The sequence below is a fragment of the Brevibacillus reuszeri genome, assembly GCF_002897295.1.
Taxonomy (GTDB): domain Bacteria; phylum Bacillota; class Bacilli; order Brevibacillales; family Brevibacillaceae; genus Brevibacillus; species Brevibacillus reuszeri_A.
Genome location: NZ_BEXF01000005.1, coordinates 214,759 through 232,082 on the forward strand (window position 1 = coordinate 214,759; position 17,324 = coordinate 232,082).

The window sequence follows — 17,324 nt, forward strand, 5'->3', positions numbered from 1 at the left end:
TCATATTACAGCATCCTGATCAGCATTTTTAAGCCTCTACCTGAAATTGTCTGACAGAGTGGGAAGCGATATCGAAATGGGGAAAATGTGGTATGATAAGGGAAGAAAGGGCGTGAATCGGTGAACGATCTGATCAAAACAACAGAAACAGCGATATTGGTCGGTTGTTTTTTGGATAACCGGGATGAAGAGCGAACACGTCTGTCTATGGAAGAACTACACGAATTGGCAGCAACAGCCGGCGTAGAGGTTCTCGATGTGATTACACAGAACAGGGACAGAGTCGACTCTGCGTGGTACTTAGGAACAGGAAAAATCGATGAAATTGAGAAGCGTGCAGAAGAGCTGGATGTAGACGTCATTATCTTCAACGACGAGCTATCGCCTAGTCAGACACGCAATCTGGATAAAGTATTCGATTGCAAAGTAATTGACAGAACACAACTCATTCTGGATATTTTTGCTGGCCGTGCACAATCGCGTGAAGGGAAAATCCAAGTTGAGCTGGCTCAGTATAACTATTTGCTGCCACGTCTTGCGGGACAAGGAAAGCAGCTCTCACGACTGGGTGGGGGAATCGGGACGCGTGGTCCAGGGGAATCCAAGCTGGAGAGCGATCGCCGTCATATCCGCAAACGAATCAGCGAACTGAAGCAGCAATTGAATGATACGGTAAGAACCAGACAGCTTCATCGAGAGCGTCGGAAGAAAAACAATGTCTTCCAGGTTGCACTGGTAGGCTACACGAACGCCGGAAAGTCTACGATCTTGAATCAGCTGACCGGAGCAAACACACTTCAAGAAGACAAATTGTTTGCGACTCTGGACCCAACAACACGTCAGCTTTCCTTGCCGAGTGGATTGGAAGTGCTTCTGACTGATACGGTAGGCTTTATTCAAGATCTGCCTACAAGCTTGGTTGCGGCATTCCGTTCGACGCTTGAAGGTGTAAAGGAAGCGGATTTAATTCTTCATGTCGTGGATAGCCATCATCCAGACTTGCAAGTTCATATGGAAGTCGTGGACAGGATTTTACGTGAGTTGAAAGCGGAGGAAATTCCGCAGCTCGTTGTATTCAACAAAGAAGATATTTTGCCCGAAGGAACATACCTGCCGCGGACAGAAGAATCGATCTTGATTTCAGCCATGCGACAGGATGACCTGAGGAAGCTTATGGAGCGGATCGAATCTTTTGCACTGGCTTCTTTCAACGAAATGACGCTGAAGGTTCCTGTGGAGCGGGGAGACATTCTGTCGCTATTGCATCGCGAGGGCGTAGAAATCGATCAACAATTTAATGAAGAGGAAGAATCCTACCGGGTTACGGTACGTGTGAATCGGGATCATCCGATTTATGGGCGGATTGCTCCTTTCCTCCTGGATAAACCAGAGACTGTTGAAGAGAGTTGGTAAGATAACTGATGTTTTCCTTTTTTTCTCATGGTGAAAAGCTTCGTCCACTTGTTATGGAAGTGGAAGCAACCATATCAGAACGACACAGACAAATTGCAGCGATGGTGGACACGAGCCAACTAAAAGTGCTGCGTTCCTTTCAAAAGCATGAAGTAAATGAATTCCATTTTTCTCCATCTACCGGTTACGGTTATGATGACTCTGGACGCTCCACACTGGAGTCCATTTATGCAGATGTTTTTGGCGGAGAAGCTGCTCTGGTCAGACCGCACATTATTTCTGGGACACATGCGATTGCAATATCGTTGTTCGGAATTCTGCGTCCTGGTGACGATCTGCTCTACATTACGGGCAAACCGTATGATACGTTGGAAGAAGTTGTTGGCGTTCGTGGCGAAGGTCAAGGATCGCTCAAGGATTACGGGATTGGCTACAGCTATGTACCGCTTACACCAGAAGGTGATATTGATTTTGTCGCAGTAGCAGAAGCCATCACGGATAAGACAAAGGTCATCGGGATTCAGCGTTCGCGCGGTTATGCGGATCGCCCGTCCTTTACCATCCAGAAGATCCAAGAAATGATTCGGGTGGTCAAAGAAATGAAGCCTGAACTGATCGTGTTTGTTGACAACTGCTACGGCGAATTTACGGAGGAGTACGAACCTCTGCATGTGGGCGCCGATATTATGGCAGGCTCATTAATTAAAAACCCGGGCGGCGGACTAGTAAAAACGGGTGGGTATATCGTCGGTCGTCAAGATTTAGTTCAACTTGCATCTTATCGAATGGCAGCACCTGGGATTGGGGCAGAGGGCGGAGCTTCCCTATACTCACTTCTAGAAATGTTCCAAGGCTTTTTCCTCGCTCCTCACGTAGTGGGCGAAGCATTAAAGGGAGCAGTATTTTCTTCAGCGCTACTGGAGCGTCTAGGCTTCCGAACCAACCCGCTTTGGCATGAACCGCGTACCGATTTGATTCAATCAGTTGAATTCGGTTCGGCTGAACGACTGATTGCCTTTTGCCAGGGGATTCAAAAATCAGCACCAGTGGACTCCCACGTAACTCCGTATCCTAGTGAAATGCCAGGATATGCGGACCCTGTCATCATGGCTGCGGGAACCTTCATCCAAGGGGCAAGCATCGAGTTTTCGGCAGATGGTCCCATTCGTCCGCCTTACTTGGGATTTGTCCAAGGCGGTTTAACCTACTCGCACGTAAAAGTGGGTATCATAACTGCTCTTAATGGCATGCTTGAAAAAGGATTGCTGCACTTGCCAGGTGAGCAGTAAAAAAGCACATCAAACAGTGATTTCCCGCGGTTGAAAGGGATAGTCACTGTTTTTTTGTGCAGATTGAACTGGAAGAAGAGGAGTACAGCCTCGGATTCCGCCAAAAGGCATGGCGAAATTGTAGTTTCTAGTTTGAAGGTACATTTTCATGTAATATTTTATAACATCCGTTGACAGGGATTTAAGTTTTGAATAGAATAAGGCATGAGGAACACGATAGAGGAGGGACGAGTCATGGGTGATGATACTCGCCGTAATATGGCCCTCTTTCCCATTGGGATCGTCATGAAATTGACGGATCTAACTGCGAGGCAGATACGCTACTACGAACAAAACGACCTCATTCAACCAGCCCGCACCGAAGGGAAGCAGAGGCTTTTTTCCTTCAATGATGTAGATCGTTTGCTGGAGATTAAGGCACTGATTGAAAAAGGGCTGAATATTGCAGGCATCAAGCAAGTACTGCAATTGAACGACCCTACACCGGTACAGACAGAGATTACAACCACGTCTGAGACCAAACGAAAAGAGATGTCTGATAAGGACCTACATCAGCTCCTAAGGCAACAGATCATGTATCGCAATGCTTCTCGTCATGGCGAGGGTGCATTGATACGTGGAGAGCTTTCGCGCTTCTTCCACTGATATAAAGCCGTTATAGAGACAGGAGGAGAGAAATTTGAGCAAGTTTACAAGAGAAGACATTATGCGTTTGGCACAAGAAGAGGACGTAAGGTACATCCGACTTCAGTTTACCGATTTGCTCGGTGTGATTAAGAACGTTGAGATTCCTTCTTCCCAGCTTCCTAAAGCACTCGACAACAAGATGATGTTCGACGGCTCTTCCATTGAAGGTTTCGTACGCATCGAGGAATCCGATATGTATTTGGTGCCGGATCTGGATACGTGGGTTGTCTTCCCTTGGGGTAATGAGCATGGCAAGGTTGCGCGCCTGATCTGTGATATCTACAATCCAGACGGCACACCTTTCGAGGGAGACCCGCGCTATATTTTGAAGCGTGCGTTGAAAGAAGCGGAAGAAATGGGCTATACAGCGTTTAACGTAGGTCCAGAGCCTGAGTTCTTCCTGTTCAAGCTGGATGAAAAAGGCGAACCAACTCTTGATCTGAATGACCAAGGTGGTTACTTCGACTTCGCACCACTCGACCTCGGTGAAAACTGCCGTCGCGATATCGTTTTGACTCTGGAGAAAATGGGCTTTGAAATCGAAGCTTCCCACCATGAAGTAGCTCCAGGTCAACACGAGATCGATTTCAAGTACGCTAACGCTTTGCATGCTGCTGACCAGATCTTGACTTTCAAGCTGGTTGTAAAAACAATTGCTCATAAACATGGTTTGCACGCGACATTCATGCCAAAACCACTGTACGGTGTAGCTGGCTCCGGAATGCACGCGAACCAATCTCTCTTCCGTGGTAACCAAAACGTATTTTTCGACGAGTCTGATGAACTCGGCTTGAGCGAGACAGCGAAGCACTACCTGGCTGGTATTTTGCTGCACGCACGTGGATTCACTGCGATCACGAATCCATTGGTAAACTCGTACAAGCGTCTCGTTCCTGGTTACGAAGCACCTTGCTATGTAGCTTGGTCTGCTAAAAACCGTTCTCCATTGATTCGTATTCCGTCTTCTCGCGGTGTAAGCACGCGTATTGAAGTGCGTAGCCCAGACCCGGCTACAAACCCATACCTCGCTTTGGCGGTTATGCTGAAAGCGGGCTTGGACGGAATCAAAAACAAATTGGCAGCGCCACCTGCAATTGATCGCAACATCTACGTGATGAACGAAGAAGAACGTGAAGAAAACGGAATTTCCAGCTTGCCAGCTACCTTGAAGGAAGCAATTGAATGCCTCAAGGCAGACTCTGTCATTTGCGAAGCTCTGGGTGAACACGCTCTGATCCACTTCATCGAAGCAAAAGAAATTGAGTGGGATATGTTCCGTACTCGCGTCCATGCTTGGGAGCGCGAGCAGTACATGAGCACTTACTAATAGGCTTTACCCCTTGTGCCACTCGGTGCGAGGGGTTTTTTCTTTTTGTGGGTAGACATTCATTTTTTCACATTGATTTGACCGCTAGAGATTGTTGGAATCTCGAGTAGGGCAGTAGGGGGCTAAGTGCGGAACTAAAAGCGATGTCCTGTTTATGAGTTACTGGACAATTTCAAAAACGGTACCTTGGTTAAAATCAGCCACCTTCGTAGATCCATAGACCCCTAAATATAGTTTGGTTTGATCCTGATTCGTTCCCAAACTAACATAATAAGCTGATCGAGATCCAAAATTATAGTCGGTTTCAATGACACTAAAATCATTTTGTTTACAATCTGTTTGTACCCTGGTATAAGCTAAAACCCCTCTAATTGGAGGGTGAGATCCTTCATTCCTGGCAAGATCAGTAAACACAACACTTCCTGTTAAATCGGGTATTCCATTCCCCATATAGGGCTGGACTCCAGTAAGCGCAGTTCCGCCAAATTTATCGGGCCTTGGATCTTTATGAAAATAACTCGTTAAAGGCAGAGGATACCTTACTGAAGTTTTTATTGCTTCATCGTAATAAGCGATTGTTTTCTCATCCAAAGTTGGATTTGCAGGGCAGCTCCTCATTATCGAAGTAGGAAAAGTACCTTCCCATCCTCGCCAACCGAAGTTAATGAATCCTTCTTGGTCAGGTTCAGAATTGATTAAAGACGCTTGAACAAGCTGGGGAACCGGTATAGGAATATAGTGAATAAATGCAAAAATCGACTCTACCAGATCCTGTCCGACTATCCCCACATATTTCATATACTGATTATAGAACCTTTGAAATGAAATGCCTGGAATATTACGAACCCCTTTGGCAATTACCGTAAGCGTCTCCTGAATAGGTGCGGGAAGCTCATCAAAACGTGTGACTACAGGTGGATTATTAATAAATGTATTCTTAGCTACATCAATTTCAATAATTTTTCCGGCGATTTCCATATCGTTCTGACTTAAATTAAATGGATCGTAGCCTGATCCACCATCTCCGGTTGTTAAAACAAGTTTTCCTGTTTCAGGTGAAAAGTTTAAGCTATTGACACCGTTATGATTTAAAAATGGTCTTCTTACGTTCAGTATTGTCCGCCGCTTTTGAAGTTGGCCATTCGATTGTAGAATCCATTCTTCAACTGTATCAATATGATCGTATTGAATTTCTCTATTTATCCACTTCAGGTTTAAGGTTTTAGAATCACACGGATTAGGCTTAAAAGATTCAAAAGCACCTGGAAGAGCACCTGGACCTTGTGTACCAACTACTGAAAAATGAAGATAGAAAAGACCGTTATAATAAAAATAAGGATGAAACGCCAGCCCTAGCAACCCCCGTTCATCATATCCACCACTAGAGATACCTAATTTTATGATTCGCGGGCTAATATCTAAAAAGGTTCTAATCACTCCGTCTCGTATGTAAAAGATCTCTCCTACCTGCGTGACAACAAATAAACTTTCAATTGAATCACCTGGAAGTACAGCTGTTTTCAAAACAGTGGGCATATTTATCTTACTCACAATGGGCTGTAAACTAACCTTAACTTTTCTCAACTTTGTATAGCACTCCCTCCTCATGTTTCCTTTTTTAAGGATATGATAAGAACAGTGCCCTAAGTACCCGTCAAGGTAAACGACTTCTGATGCCTTTTTCCCCACTAAAGTCCATAGGTAAACGTGTAATAACCCTTGTGTTACTTGGTGCGAGGTTTTTTTCTGGCGAAGAAAGACATTTATGAAAGCTGAATGTAAAAAGTATTAACTTTGGATAGGTTTACAACTCGTGCAGCTGGGTTAACTTGAAATTGCCCATTGTAAAAATCTTTTTATCCGTTGATGGAACGCCGTGTGCGATGAAAGTCGCCTGCACGGTGTAGGCTCGAATGAAAACCCTCATAAAGAGAAGGGAATAAGTCGAGAATAGCCAAAATGACGATATCATGATTGACCCTATAACAGTAGATGAAGGCGAATACACTACCTATGGTCATCTACTAATTTTTACTCTGACTTTACATGCAGACTCATTAATTGATCGGATGGAGCTGGACTCAATCACCTTAGCTGATGACTTTGCAGATATGCAAATTGCGCAAATAAGGTACGAGCCTGGGGAAAAATTTATTCTTCTAACGCTTTACGGGAAAGTAATTCGAAATGCGAAGATAGGAACGATTACTGTAAAAGGCGAGGTGCTTAAGAAAGGCAATGACCTCTCTGTTAAGGTACCTGTAAGGTCTGCAAATTAACTATACAACCATCAACGGCCCTCGGGAGATCTTGAGGGTATTTTTTCATCCTGACAGTGAGCCAGCCTCAAACCGATCAAAGCTGTTGATCGACCCAACTTTAGTTAGGTTACAAGCTGAGAGAGAATTGGTACGATATAAGCGCCCATTGTAAAACAATCATTTTTACCGTTGATAGAACGCCGTGTGCGATGAAAATCGCCCGCACGGTGTAGGCTCGTTATAAAACCGATAAAGAGAAAGGTTATAAGACGAGAATAGCGGACCACTGGTACCACCAACAGTAGCGCCAGATTTGACTGATAATTTTATGGGAATGCCACTGGAATTTACATTTGTTGAGAATCTGGATTGGCGATTAAAAATCCAAAGTGTTGAGTGGAGTTCCGATAATGGAGCGAATTATAATCAAATGCTTTTTACTCCAATGCCAGGTAAAATTAGCACGATATCATTCCTACCTCTTGGACTCAACAAAATAAGGATTAAGGCCGCTGGATACGCGGATGTAGAATTTGATCAGCTAATTACATTTCCAGGACCACCATTACCGCCAGTTCCGCCAGTATTTCCAACTCCATAACTTGATTTGACCTCACTCTTAGAGTGGGGTTTTTTCCTATTCAAATGCTTGTAGATACTCGGTTCCTAATATTCATCCAAATAAGGAGTTACCTGCTGGCATTTTATCAAAAATGAGTCAATGTAGATTTAGCTTCGCCTAGCCGTATAATCATCTGCGCTTATTCTTAGATAAATTACTGGGGAGAAATTAAAGCAATTGACTAGTAATAAGTACCAGTCTGGAATGAAATATGTTAACTTTGGATAGGTTTCCAGTGAGAGAAGCTTGGTTAACATGGAGTTGCCCGTTGTGATTTTCCTTCTTACCGTTGATGGAACGCCGTGTGCGATGAAAGTCGCCCGCACGGTGTAGGCTCGAATGAAACTCTTATGAATAGTAAGGGATAAGTCGAGAATAGCGTTGTCCCAATTTCAGACTTGAAGGTGGATGGAGCATCCCCATCAGCAGTTGTACTCAGCTTTAGTAAAGCTGAGGGTGCAACAAACGTAGTTTTGATGCAGTCAATTGATGGCGGAAATAACTGGTCGCCCGCGAATGTGCGTGTAAACAAAGACTCTCTACTTGCAATGGTGTTTGGCTTAAAAGGAGGTACGACATACCATTTTCAACTAGTTGTTACAGGTGGAAGTCGAGCCGGGGAGTCGAACGTTGTTTCTGTGTCCATTTAATGGGAATCCATCAATAGCCCTCAGGAGATCCTGAGGGTATTTTTATCACCAAGGTAGTTATGGTATCTCGAGGAAAAGGAATGCGATCGTGTAAATCTGTTTTTTTTATTCTTTGTTTACTGTTGAATGAGATGATCAAATTGCCCATTGTAAGATGAAAGTTGCCTGCACGGTGGAATAAGGTGAGATTAGCGAAGTTACTCCACCGACATTGACACCATTACGATAAGGCAGGGCAAAAAATTGTAGTGACGACTAATGTACCAGTTGCGAATAAAAAAAGTAAGTGGCATACTAGTTTTCGAGTAAAAAATTCCCTAGGCATTGCTCATTGAGATCAGAGTAGATGGAGATAAGGAACTTATCCAAATTTTTCATTTCTCTTTCAAGCGGTTGAGCAGACGAATAAGCTAAACCATTTAGGAATAAATCAATTCTAATACCCAAAGACTGTTCCCTTAGAAAACCTAGGGGATTTTTTACGGCTTTACTCTCGAACTTAGTACATTTCATTTATTTGTTGAAGTGGGCAATATACTGGAAAATGCCGATGATAGCAATGAAAAAAAAGATGGCACACACAATACGTACCATATCAAAATGAAATTTAGATGGTTCTCCTCGATCGTAAAAAAGAGTACCAAACTTATTCCAAAGCGCGCGAGGATATAAGTCAAGGAAACCAGTAAAAGATAGCCAAATAAAATAAAAAAAGAACTCTAAAAACACCCCCATATTTCCCCTCCTTACTGTAATTCTACTGAATAAATGGAGGATTTTTCAAACGTAAAAAGAAGAATTGACCGCTCATCACAATTTTGTGACGAAAATAGGTTTTTTTTCCCATGACTCTCTACAGTTCGGATCGAACGGTGTAGTATGGACAGGAGCAAAACGAAAATAGGTAGGTCGATGAAAGAAAACACAACTCGCAGAGTAAATGACAAGGGAGTTCTATATGAAGGGAAATAATCAGATAGCAGTTGTCAATCATCTAGTAGAGCTACGAAACCGAATCATCTGGGTAATCATCGCATTTGTTCTTATATTTGGGGTCGGACTATTTATTGCTGGCCCAATCATCGAGTACTTGAAACGCAATCCGATTGCTGAGGGCGTGCCAATCATTTCCTTACATCCATCAGATGCATTGCGGGTGTATATGCAGTTTGCAGCTTTAGTTGGTGGGGTAGGTGCTTTGCCTGTTGCTCTGTATCATATATGGCGATTTGTTTCTGTACGCTTAAGTGCACGAGAACGAAGGGCGACGCTTTACTTTATTCCTGCAGCATTTTTGCTGTTTGTGATCGGAATTTTGTTCGGGTATTTTATTATTTTTTCGATGATGATGCAGTTTTTGGCTGATCTCTCAAATAGTATGGGAATTACGACAAAATACGGAATCGGGTCATACTTTGATTTTATGTTTCAATTGGTCGTTCCGATTGGAGCATTGTTCGAGCTTCCGATTGTTGTTATCTTTCTGACGCGGTTGCGTATATTAAATCCGAAAATACTCTCGAAGATGCGCCGCTTTGCCTATTTTGGTATTGTGGTTGTTACCTTCATTTTGACACCCCCTGAGCTATTAACGGAAATACTTGTGACGATTCCCCTGTTGCTATTGTACGAGGTAAGCGTATGGCTATCGAAGGTCATTTATCGGAAGCAACAAAGTGATGATGCAAAACAAGAGCAAGAACAGGCTGTTACATCGTAATAGAAAGCAAGGAGTATTATGGAGCTGCCTTTGCAGCTTCTTTTTTGTTACTAGTAAAGCATGTATCATTTGAAATGATTGTGAAACTCGCGTGATTATCTGTTAAAATATGGTTATTCCATTTAAGAAGGTGAAGCAATCTGAGCACAGTAACGCTGCCCGCATGGTTTTGGATTACGTATTACTTGATTCTGCTGCTTACCATTGTTGCTTCGATTGGTTGCCTTTTTCACAGAAGAATGATTCGCTTTTCTCTCCTCACTGCTATGTTTGCTATTACAGTTCCTGTCGTTAGTCTGTTGAATAGTATCGGGAGACCAGAAGGGAAAAATGAATTTGAGCACCTGATACAACAGTTGGCGAACATGGAAATATGGTCGCTTTATGTATGGATCGGCTATGCATGTATTCTGCTCTGGTGGATTTACCTTTTCAAAAATTACAAAAATGGGAAGCCAATAAAAAGCAGCTAAGAGAGACTGGAGGATATAAAATGAAGTACAAACGAACCACGCTTACTCTCTTATTGCTGATCGGTGCACTGCCTTTTTTCATTTCTGAATACCAAGCCTCTTATTCTCATCCAATCGATGCACTCATGAATTCAAGCATTAAACAAACAGATGAGATCTATCAGGTAAAGCAAGTGATTGTATCATCGAAAAGAAATGATGAGGTCATTTTCTTTTATCTAAATAATGATGAATCAATTACAGCTGCTTTCGTTTCCAAAGGCTTGTTCGGTTGGAAGAACGGACTTCAGGTCACTGGATCATCGAGCAAAATCTCTGAAGTAGAAGCAGACCAATATGCGAAAAGTCATATATCTGTTTCAAATCGTATAAAATTTGGTTTGATTGCTTCATCCGACATTGCAGATATTCGTGTGGATGAGGAGCAAGCTACTATTTTACCACTTGATTTCTATGTCAACAGCAGCTTACCTAAGAAAAAAATCAAATTGTGGTATGCCATCTCCGATGAATTTAGCCAGAATAGCAAGCTGGAATTTATTAACGCGCAGGGCGAAATTATGGTCGAATAAGAAGACTAAATGCGTAGCATTGCCGATTGGGAATCGAGAGGAAATGATTAAATGCTTATTCATGTCGATGTGGTTTATGTCCTACTCTATGATCAGGAAACAGACAAAGTCCTAGCAGTGCACAATGAACAGTTTTGGAGTCTTCCAGGTGGCAAGAGAGAGCACGGTGAGATGCTGAAGGATGCGGCAATTCGTGAAGTAAAAGAAGAAACAGGACTAGATGCTCATGTTTTTGATATTGTCCATGTCAGTGAAAAAGTGATCAACGATCATCACGTGACCTTTCTTACATTTCGAGGTGAGATAACAGGGGGAGTAATAGGGACAACAGATTCAGAGATTCGAGAGATAAAATGGCTGTCATTGGATGAGGCAGAGGAACTGATGCCGTATTTGGGCAAGGTTCGTGAACTGTTGGAAAACCATGCGAATTACGAAGTGGAAATGTAGGTAAGCATTCAAGAACCAGCACTAAAAACCTCGTAACCCGATTAAAGTCTACGAGGTTTTTGTTTTTCCAAAACGCGCAAACAACTCAGAATCGGAAAGGGCTTCCAAGTCCAAGAGAGCCTCGTACGGATCGTCACCTGGTATTTGAAAATAACGGGCAAAGGCTGGTTCCGTTTTCGTTCCTTTCTCTTTTAATTGTCGAATTTCACGATAAGCGTCCTGACCACCTACTGTCAATAAACGTGCTTCCATATCCATGTGGCGATAAGCATTTTGCTTGAGAACGGGAACAGGCTGCGCGAATATTTCAAAGAAAAAGCCAGCGGCATAAAAAGAGATGACGCTTGTCTGGATGTTCGAGACGATCAGGCGCATCTCCGTGTAATCTTTATGCCCTCCGAAATTCGCACGTACTTTTGATTCCAAATGATCGAGATCATGACATTCACAAATAATATCAAGATCACTGCCTGAAACATCGATGTCTAAAGGAATCGTACCCGCGAGCACAGGTGTGTAGGGTTGAAGAAGCTCCATGATTCTCGTTTCGGCTATCGCTTGCCAAGCTTGCTGCTGGCGAACAGTACCTGTACGTAAATAAGTCAGATCATGCCAGTTTCTCAAGAGAGTACCTCCATTTCAACAATTAAAGGAATGGAATGATTCAAGGAAGTGGGGCTGCAACAGTTAATTGTAACGGTGTGAGTGATAGAGTGCAACGAATTAGCAAGTCACTCGTATATGTAACAGAGAGGAGTGCAGAGAATGGATATTGTTCTTTGGATTATTGTCATCGCGTTGTTTGTCTTGAGCATCGCAGGAATTTTCTTGCCTGTACTGCCGGATACGATTCTGCTTTGGGGAGGATTTTTGCTCTATCACTTTTTCATCGCTGACCCTGGAGCAGGCTTACCCGCTTCGTTTTGGTGGGGGATGGCCGTACTGAGTGTACTTTTGTATGGAGCGGATTTGCTGACCAATATGTTCTTCGTAAAAAAATACGGTGGCTCCAAATGGTCGTCTATGGCTGCTGTGATAGGAATTATTTTAGGCATCTTCTTATTTCCGCCATTCGGGATGTTGATCATGCCATTTGTACTGGTCGTATTGGTTGAACTACTCATACAGAAACAGTCCCTAGAAAAAGCGATCAGAGCGGGATTTGGCTCTTTAATTGGTTTTTTAGGGAGCGCCGTTGTCAAGGTCGTGCTGCAGGTTGCCATGATTATTTGGTTTTTCATTGCGAAGTAGAGATGAGCAGAGGGCTAGGGCTGGTAGTAACGGCATACTTTAATCGTTGTAAAAACAAAAAGGACAGCCTCGGCTGCCCTTTTTTTAGTGAATGAGTCTGTACACACCAATTACTTTACCCAGAATGGAAACGTTCTCCAAAATGATCGGCTCCATGGTCGCGTTTTCTGGCTGGAGACGGAAGTGATTCTTTTCTTTGAAAAATCTCTTAACGGTCGCTTCATCCTCTTCCGTCATCGCAACGACGATATCACCGTTATTCGCAACATGCTGCTGACGTACAATTACGTAATCGCCATCCAGAATACCTGCATCGATCATGCTATTCCCGGAGATGCGAAGCATGTACACCTTGTCCGATGTCACGATGTTTTCTGGCAGAGGGAAGTATTCTTCTACATCCTCGATCGCCGTAATAGGCAGACCTGCTGTAACTTTACCGATTACTGGCACACGAACAACGGAGTCTTCAAAATTGTCTTGAAAACGATCTTCTTCGGAGAGGAGCTCGATTGCACGAGGCTTGGTAGGGTCTCTGCGAATAAGTCCCTTCTTTTCAAGACGTGCCAGATGCCCGTGGACGGTAGAACTGGAAGCGAGTCCGACAGCTTCGCCAATTTCTCGTACGGAAGGCGGATATCCCTTGTCGCGAACTTCTTTTCGAATAAAATCGATTATGGCTTGCTGCCTGCTGGATAATTTCGACATATAAGACACCTCTATTTTCTCGAACATGTTTTCCTATATTATACCATGGGAGCTTGCGTTCGACAAACATAAGTTCGATTATTTTGTTGACATGAACGTATGTTCTCATTTATGATGAAAACAAGAACGAGGAACGTATGTTTGCAGGGGGGGATTATGATGAACGTAATGACCGTACATAACCATTTTGAGGAACAAGCAGCTCGCCGCGTGCGATTCGGCATAACCAGAGGACAGGCTATTTTATTCTTGGCGACTTTTGCTCTCTTTTTTTACTTATTAACCGAACTGGTGTTTGCTTCTAGCTCGGCAGCAGAGCTTCATAGTAAGGAAGTGACGGTTCAATCAGGTGATAGTCTTTGGAGTATCGCTGTTCGTCACCAAGAAGAAGCGAAAATGGATGTAAACGAACTCATCCTCGAAATTAAAAAGGCAAATGATTTGCAGGGTGTTCTCATTTATCCTGGTCAAACACTCATCATTCCAGTGTCAGAGTAGCACTCCACGCCTTGCGAGATACCCGTGATATGGTATAATAGAGCAGCATTACTATAGAGTGGGAGGAACCAGCATTGGTATCTGACGCAGAAATTAAACGTATTAACGAATTGGCTAAAAAGTCGCGCGAGGTTGGTTTATCCGACGAAGAAAAGCTGGAACAAAAAGCACTTCGCCAAAAGTACATTGATGCGGTGAAGCTCTCGCTACAATCGAATCTAGATTCAATTCGTTATGTGGAAGACCTTGAAGAAAACAATCCAAAACAGTAAGATAACAGGTATGAATACAACAGACATCCTTGCATGACGCCAGGGTGTCTTTTTGTTCCATACGCCTGTTTCGCCTGAGGGAGTGAAATTTGATGGGGTGGGTAGCGGTAGCTGTTGGTGGAGCGTTGGGGTCCCTTTTTCGTTACGGACTCTCATTACTGGCTAATCAGCCAGGTCTACCACTCGGAACATGGCTTGCCAATGTTCTCGGCTCCTTTTTGATTGGACTTCTTTCTGTCTGGGGAAAAGAAAAAGGAATCCTCTCACCAGAGCTGTATTTATTATTTGCAACTGGCGTGATGGGCGGATTCACCACCTTTTCTACATTTTCGCTGGAGGTCGTCTCTTTTTGGGGGGATGGTCAAATCTTCAGAGGAATGATTTACGTTCTTGTAAGCTTGGTGATCGGTTTATTATCTTGTGCAGCTGGAATATGGCTTGCAAGGCAGTTTCAATAATGACTTTGGTAACTCACCGATGATGTGAGAGGGGGGATGGGTATGAGTACCCAACATCGTGAATATGAGCAGGAACAGAACAAATTGGACGAAACAATCGCTGTGATTGAGATGGAAATAACGCAGCTACGAGAAGAAATTCGGGAAGCGACTGATGATTACGTAAAACAGGTCGTGAACTATAACAAAGCCAAGGATCTTCGCTATCTTGAAGATCATGGTCGTGAGAAGCCATATTTTGGACGCGTCGACTTCATGAAGGATGAGATTTACGAGGTAGATCAGGTTTATATCGGAAAACGGGGAATTGTTCGGAGCGATACGTTTGATTCGGTTGTTGTCGATTGGCGAGCACCGATTGCCAGCTTGTACTACTCGGGTGAAAGCAAGGATGCTTTTTATCGCATGGGTAGAGAAATTGTCCGCGGCGAAGTGACCTTAAAACGGAATTTTGCTATCGATGATGGAAAAATAACAGGTATCTATGACGGTGCGGTGAAAGAGACGATTAACCGTGAGATGGGAGATCCTGATGATTTTTTGCAAGAAGGCTTCATTGATGAGTTTCTGGCAGCCAACTTAAATCAAGCAAACGATAGCAGGCTAAAAGACATCGTAGCAACTATTCAGTCAGAACAAAATGATATCATTCGTGCGGAAAAGGACAGACCGCTCGTCGTTCAAGGGGTAGCAGGAAGCGGGAAAACAACAATCGCCCTTCATCGATTGTCGTATTTGATTTATAACTACCAGGATTCGATGATGTCCAAAAAGTTTATGGTATTCGCACCCAACAGGATGTTCTTGGCTTACATATCGGAGGTTTTACCTGAGCTTGGCGTAGATGATGTACAGCAAGCCACTTTTGTCGATTGGGCAGCACGCTTAGTCAAGCCGCTTTTGCCAAAAGGGTGGAGAATTATTAGCCCGGATAAACCGTTGCAACTGTTTTTTGAAGAGGGGCAGGATGAGAGGCAGCAGGAGATAGCGCGGCATCGTTTGCGCTTCAAAGGCTCACTTGCTTGTCGAATCGCTTTGGAAGGATATATTGATCACGTAATTGAAACGAGAATTCCATTTAAGAAATTAAGCTTCCTTTACAACAAAACGAAGCAAGTATTTTCTATTCCTGGTGATTTTATTCGTCAAAGCTTCTTGGAACACTTCTCCAATATGCCGTATCATCGGCGCTTGGACGCCCTACGAAAACATCTCAAGCAAGAAATGAACAAGCAGCTGTTTTCACATTTGCGTGAGAAGAAAATCGATCTCGATAAGACTGGCCTGGCGAAATTCGAAAAAATGCTGGAGCAAATTTTAGATACATATTTGACTTCCTTTCCGCGTTTGGAGACCTTCGAAGCGTATCGGGAAATGATCAGTAATGAAGAATTGCTTCGCAAGCTGGTGCCGACAGAGATTAGTGATAACATCATACATGATATTGTGGAATCCTCAGAGGCTTTATTCTTCGAGGAGCGTATTGAAGCGGAGGACATCGCACCACTGCTCTACTTGCATCATTTGATCGAAGGAATGAACAAAGCAGAGCATTTTGATCATACAGTGGTAGACGAAGCCCAAGATTTGAGTGCGTTGGAGGTTGCCGTTATTGCACTCGCAACCAAACGACATTCGTTGACTATTGTGGGTGATATTGCTCAGGGAATTCATAGCTATCGCGGAATCCACGCTTGGGAAGAATTGACCCAAGGAATTTTCACGGAGCTAAAGCCTTCCTATTACACACTTTCCCAAAGCTACCGCTCGACGATTGAAATCATGAAGTGTGCCAATGAGGTATTGCGTCAAATTGAATTGCCAGAAACTGTTCTCGCAAAGCCAGTTCTGCGGCATGGAGAATTGCCGATCATGTTCACCCCTGCATCTCGGAGCGAGCTTCATAAAAATATCGCAAGTAGAGTAGAAGGATTTTCAACTGAGGGCTTCAAAACGATTGCAATCGTGACAAAAACGATTGGTGCTAGTAAGAAATTGTTTAAAAGCTTACAGGAAGCGATTCCGGAACTGACCTTGCTCAGTAGCAAAGACAATCAGTTTCCGGGCGGAGTCACTGTGATGCCGGCGTATTTGACCAAAGGCTTGCAGTTTGATGTCGTTTTTATTGTGGACGTGGATTTGTATCTGGATAACGAATGGGATGCGAAGCTGCTCTATGTAGCAATGACTCGTCCAGTCCACCGCTTGGTCATGAGCCATATGCAAGGTAACGAGCTGCCTTTGTTGCGAGAGTTGCCAAGCGAACTATATAAAAAAGAAGCATGACAGAAAACCCCCCCTGCTGATACAAGTCGCAGGGGGGGTCGCATTACACTTTTTAGTGATCACCAGTGTTTCCTTTGGAAGGGTTGGTGATTACGAAGCCTTCTTGTGGCAGAAACAGGTAATCGAGGATAATGCCATCGAGGAGAGGCTCATCCTTTTTCACGATTACATCGATGTCTTTGTCAGTGGAGATTACTTCGTCCTCATCAGTTGGCTTGTCCAAAGCCAGTCCATAATGAGCGTGATCGCCATGCGCATGTGTAATGTAAACGCGCAGTTTCAAATCTTTGTCTTCTTCTTGTTCCATAATGGTTGTTAATTGTTTCGCTGCATTGCGCGTAATTTTAACTTTCATGGGGCAAGTCTCCTAACGTATGTATGTGTCTC

The 17,324-nt window shown here is 43.6% G+C and carries 20 protein-coding genes; 15 read left to right on the forward strand and 5 right to left on the reverse strand.

Features of this window, described 5'->3' with window-relative positions; genetic code table 11:
• Nucleotides 1-120: 120 nt before the first annotated feature.
• From hflX to glnA, 4 genes are all read left to right on the forward strand, one after another.
• Complete coding sequence (gene hflX, locus C3B52_RS10670) at nucleotides 121-1,413, forward strand: GTPase HflX (protein WP_103106061.1); 1,293 nt, start codon at nucleotides 121-123, stop codon at nucleotides 1,411-1,413.
• An 8-nt stretch (nucleotides 1,414-1,421) separates the two neighbouring features.
• Nucleotides 1,422-2,702 (forward strand): methionine gamma-lyase family protein, encoded by a 1,281-nt coding sequence (locus C3B52_RS10675; protein ID WP_103106062.1) that lies wholly within the window; start codon nucleotides 1,422-1,424, stop codon nucleotides 2,700-2,702.
• A gap of 234 nt (nucleotides 2,703-2,936) precedes the next feature.
• Nucleotides 2,937-3,347 carry a MerR family transcriptional regulator gene (locus C3B52_RS10680; protein ID WP_103106063.1) on the forward strand — a complete coding sequence of 137 codons (411 nt, stop codon included), beginning with the start codon at nucleotides 2,937-2,939 and terminating at the stop codon, nucleotides 3,345-3,347.
• 34 nt (nucleotides 3,348-3,381) lie between these two features.
• Nucleotides 3,382-4,716 (forward strand): type I glutamate--ammonia ligase, encoded by a 1,335-nt coding sequence (gene glnA / locus C3B52_RS10685; RefSeq protein WP_103106064.1) that lies wholly within the window; start codon nucleotides 3,382-3,384, stop codon nucleotides 4,714-4,716.
• A 159-nt stretch (nucleotides 4,717-4,875) separates the two neighbouring features.
• Here the strand turns inward: glnA and C3B52_RS10690 are convergent, their stop codons facing one another.
• Entirely contained in the window at nucleotides 4,876-6,300 is a 1,425-nt protein-coding gene (locus tag C3B52_RS10690) for a PQQ-dependent sugar dehydrogenase (protein WP_103106065.1), read from the reverse strand.
• 386 nt (nucleotides 6,301-6,686) lie between these two features.
• On the opposite strand from C3B52_RS10690, the gene C3B52_RS10695 reads away from it, so the two are divergent.
• The 3 genes from C3B52_RS10695 to C3B52_RS36380 all read left to right on the forward strand — a co-directional run bounded on the left by C3B52_RS10695 (nucleotide 6,687) and on the right by C3B52_RS36380 (nucleotide 8,249).
• Nucleotides 6,687-6,995, forward strand: a complete 309-nt coding sequence (locus C3B52_RS10695; RefSeq protein ID WP_103106066.1) for a hypothetical protein — start codon at nucleotides 6,687-6,689, stop codon at nucleotides 6,993-6,995.
• A gap of 295 nt (nucleotides 6,996-7,290) precedes the next feature.
• On the forward strand, nucleotides 7,291-7,578 hold the full coding sequence (locus tag C3B52_RS10700) for a hemoblobin-interacting domain-containing protein (protein ID WP_103106067.1): 288 nt from the start codon (nucleotides 7,291-7,293) through the stop codon (nucleotides 7,576-7,578).
• 425 nt (nucleotides 7,579-8,003) lie between these two features.
• Nucleotides 8,004-8,249: a hypothetical protein gene (locus C3B52_RS36380; RefSeq protein ID WP_164684743.1), complete on the forward strand. Its 246-nt coding sequence runs from the start codon at nucleotides 8,004-8,006 to the stop codon at nucleotides 8,247-8,249.
• Nucleotides 8,250-8,762: 513 nt separating this feature from the next.
• Here C3B52_RS36380 and C3B52_RS10705 read toward each other — a convergent pair.
• Nucleotides 8,763-8,984 (reverse strand): hypothetical protein, encoded by a 222-nt coding sequence (locus C3B52_RS10705; protein ID WP_103106068.1) that lies wholly within the window; start codon nucleotides 8,982-8,984, stop codon nucleotides 8,763-8,765.
• A gap of 223 nt (nucleotides 8,985-9,207) precedes the next feature.
• Here C3B52_RS10705 and tatC point away from each other — a divergent pair, with 223 nt between their 5' ends.
• The 3 genes from tatC to C3B52_RS10725 all read left to right on the forward strand — a co-directional run bounded on the left by tatC (nucleotide 9,208) and on the right by C3B52_RS10725 (nucleotide 11,464).
• Nucleotides 9,208-9,969: a twin-arginine translocase subunit TatC gene (tatC, locus tag C3B52_RS10710; protein WP_103106069.1), complete on the forward strand. Its 762-nt coding sequence runs from the start codon at nucleotides 9,208-9,210 to the stop codon at nucleotides 9,967-9,969.
• Between the two features lie 388 nt (nucleotides 9,970-10,357).
• Nucleotides 10,358-11,014 carry a hypothetical protein gene (locus tag C3B52_RS10720; RefSeq protein WP_164684744.1) on the forward strand — a complete coding sequence of 219 codons (657 nt, stop codon included), beginning with the start codon at nucleotides 10,358-10,360 and terminating at the stop codon, nucleotides 11,012-11,014.
• 51 nt (nucleotides 11,015-11,065) lie between these two features.
• Entirely contained in the window at nucleotides 11,066-11,464 is a 399-nt protein-coding gene (locus tag C3B52_RS10725) for an NUDIX hydrolase (RefSeq protein ID WP_103106072.1), read from the forward strand.
• A 48-nt stretch (nucleotides 11,465-11,512) separates the two neighbouring features.
• Here C3B52_RS10725 and C3B52_RS10730 read toward each other — a convergent pair whose 3' ends face one another.
• The gene (locus C3B52_RS10730; protein ID WP_103106073.1) at nucleotides 11,513-12,088 is read right to left on the reverse strand and encodes a DUF4269 domain-containing protein; all 576 of its coding nucleotides are present in this window, start codon (nucleotides 12,086-12,088) and stop codon (nucleotides 11,513-11,515) included.
• A 141-nt stretch (nucleotides 12,089-12,229) separates the two neighbouring features.
• Here C3B52_RS10730 and C3B52_RS10735 point away from each other — a divergent pair, with 141 nt between their 5' ends.
• Nucleotides 12,230-12,715, forward strand: coding sequence for a DUF456 domain-containing protein (locus C3B52_RS10735; protein ID WP_103106074.1), 486 nt, complete (start codon nucleotides 12,230-12,232; stop codon nucleotides 12,713-12,715).
• 84 nt (nucleotides 12,716-12,799) lie between these two features.
• Here the strand turns inward: C3B52_RS10735 and lexA are convergent, their stop codons facing one another.
• Nucleotides 12,800-13,423 (reverse strand): transcriptional repressor LexA, encoded by a 624-nt coding sequence (gene lexA, locus C3B52_RS10740; protein ID WP_103106075.1) that lies wholly within the window; start codon nucleotides 13,421-13,423, stop codon nucleotides 12,800-12,802.
• Between the two features lie 159 nt (nucleotides 13,424-13,582).
• On the opposite strand from lexA, the gene yneA reads away from it, so the two are divergent.
• The 4 genes from yneA to C3B52_RS10760 all read left to right on the forward strand — a co-directional run bounded on the left by yneA (nucleotide 13,583) and on the right by C3B52_RS10760 (nucleotide 16,937).
• On the forward strand, nucleotides 13,583-13,921 hold the full coding sequence (yneA, locus tag C3B52_RS10745; RefSeq protein WP_103106076.1) for a cell division suppressor protein YneA: 339 nt from the start codon (nucleotides 13,583-13,585) through the stop codon (nucleotides 13,919-13,921).
• Between the two features lie 74 nt (nucleotides 13,922-13,995).
• Nucleotides 13,996-14,193 carry a DUF896 domain-containing protein gene (locus tag C3B52_RS10750; RefSeq protein WP_103106077.1) on the forward strand — a complete coding sequence of 66 codons (198 nt, stop codon included), beginning with the start codon at nucleotides 13,996-13,998 and terminating at the stop codon, nucleotides 14,191-14,193.
• Nucleotides 14,194-14,285: 92 nt separating this feature from the next.
• Complete coding sequence (gene crcB, locus C3B52_RS10755; RefSeq protein ID WP_103106078.1) at nucleotides 14,286-14,651, forward strand: fluoride efflux transporter CrcB; 366 nt, start codon at nucleotides 14,286-14,288, stop codon at nucleotides 14,649-14,651.
• Between the two features lie 42 nt (nucleotides 14,652-14,693).
• Complete coding sequence (locus C3B52_RS10760) at nucleotides 14,694-16,937, forward strand: HelD family protein (protein WP_103106079.1); 2,244 nt, start codon at nucleotides 14,694-14,696, stop codon at nucleotides 16,935-16,937.
• A 52-nt stretch (nucleotides 16,938-16,989) separates the two neighbouring features.
• Here C3B52_RS10760 and C3B52_RS10765 read toward each other — a convergent pair whose 3' ends face one another.
• The gene (locus tag C3B52_RS10765; RefSeq protein ID WP_103106080.1) at nucleotides 16,990-17,292 is read right to left on the reverse strand and encodes a HesB/IscA family protein; all 303 of its coding nucleotides are present in this window, start codon (nucleotides 17,290-17,292) and stop codon (nucleotides 16,990-16,992) included.
• Nucleotides 17,293-17,324: the final 32 nt, after the last annotated feature.

Coding starts and splice junctions, on each gene's coding strand:
- C3B52_RS10680 (WP_103106063.1), top strand. CDS start 2,937: ATGGGTGATGATACTCGCCGTAATATGGCCCTCTTTCCCATTGGGATC.
- C3B52_RS10705 (WP_103106068.1), bottom strand. CDS start 8,984: ATGGGGGTGTTTTTAGAGTTCTTTTTTTATTTTATTTGGCTATCTTTT.
- C3B52_RS10735 (WP_103106074.1), top strand. CDS start 12,230: ATGGATATTGTTCTTTGGATTATTGTCATCGCGTTGTTTGTCTTGAGC.
- tatC (WP_103106069.1), top strand. CDS start 9,208: ATGAAGGGAAATAATCAGATAGCAGTTGTCAATCATCTAGTAGAGCTA.
- lexA (WP_103106075.1), bottom strand. CDS start 13,423: ATGTCGAAATTATCCAGCAGGCAGCAAGCCATAATCGATTTTATTCGA.
- C3B52_RS10675 (WP_103106062.1), top strand. CDS start 1,422: ATGTTTTCCTTTTTTTCTCATGGTGAAAAGCTTCGTCCACTTGTTATG.
- C3B52_RS10725 (WP_103106072.1), top strand. CDS start 11,066: ATGCTTATTCATGTCGATGTGGTTTATGTCCTACTCTATGATCAGGAA.
- C3B52_RS10720 (WP_164684744.1), top strand. CDS start 10,358: ATGGATCGGCTATGCATGTATTCTGCTCTGGTGGATTTACCTTTTCAA.
- yneA (WP_103106076.1), top strand. CDS start 13,583: ATGAACGTAATGACCGTACATAACCATTTTGAGGAACAAGCAGCTCGC.
- crcB (WP_103106078.1), top strand. CDS start 14,286: ATGGGGTGGGTAGCGGTAGCTGTTGGTGGAGCGTTGGGGTCCCTTTTT.
- C3B52_RS10695 (WP_103106066.1), top strand. CDS start 6,687: ATGATTGACCCTATAACAGTAGATGAAGGCGAATACACTACCTATGGT.
- C3B52_RS10760 (WP_103106079.1), top strand. CDS start 14,694: ATGAGTACCCAACATCGTGAATATGAGCAGGAACAGAACAAATTGGAC.
- C3B52_RS10765 (WP_103106080.1), bottom strand. CDS start 17,292: ATGAAAGTTAAAATTACGCGCAATGCAGCGAAACAATTAACAACCATT.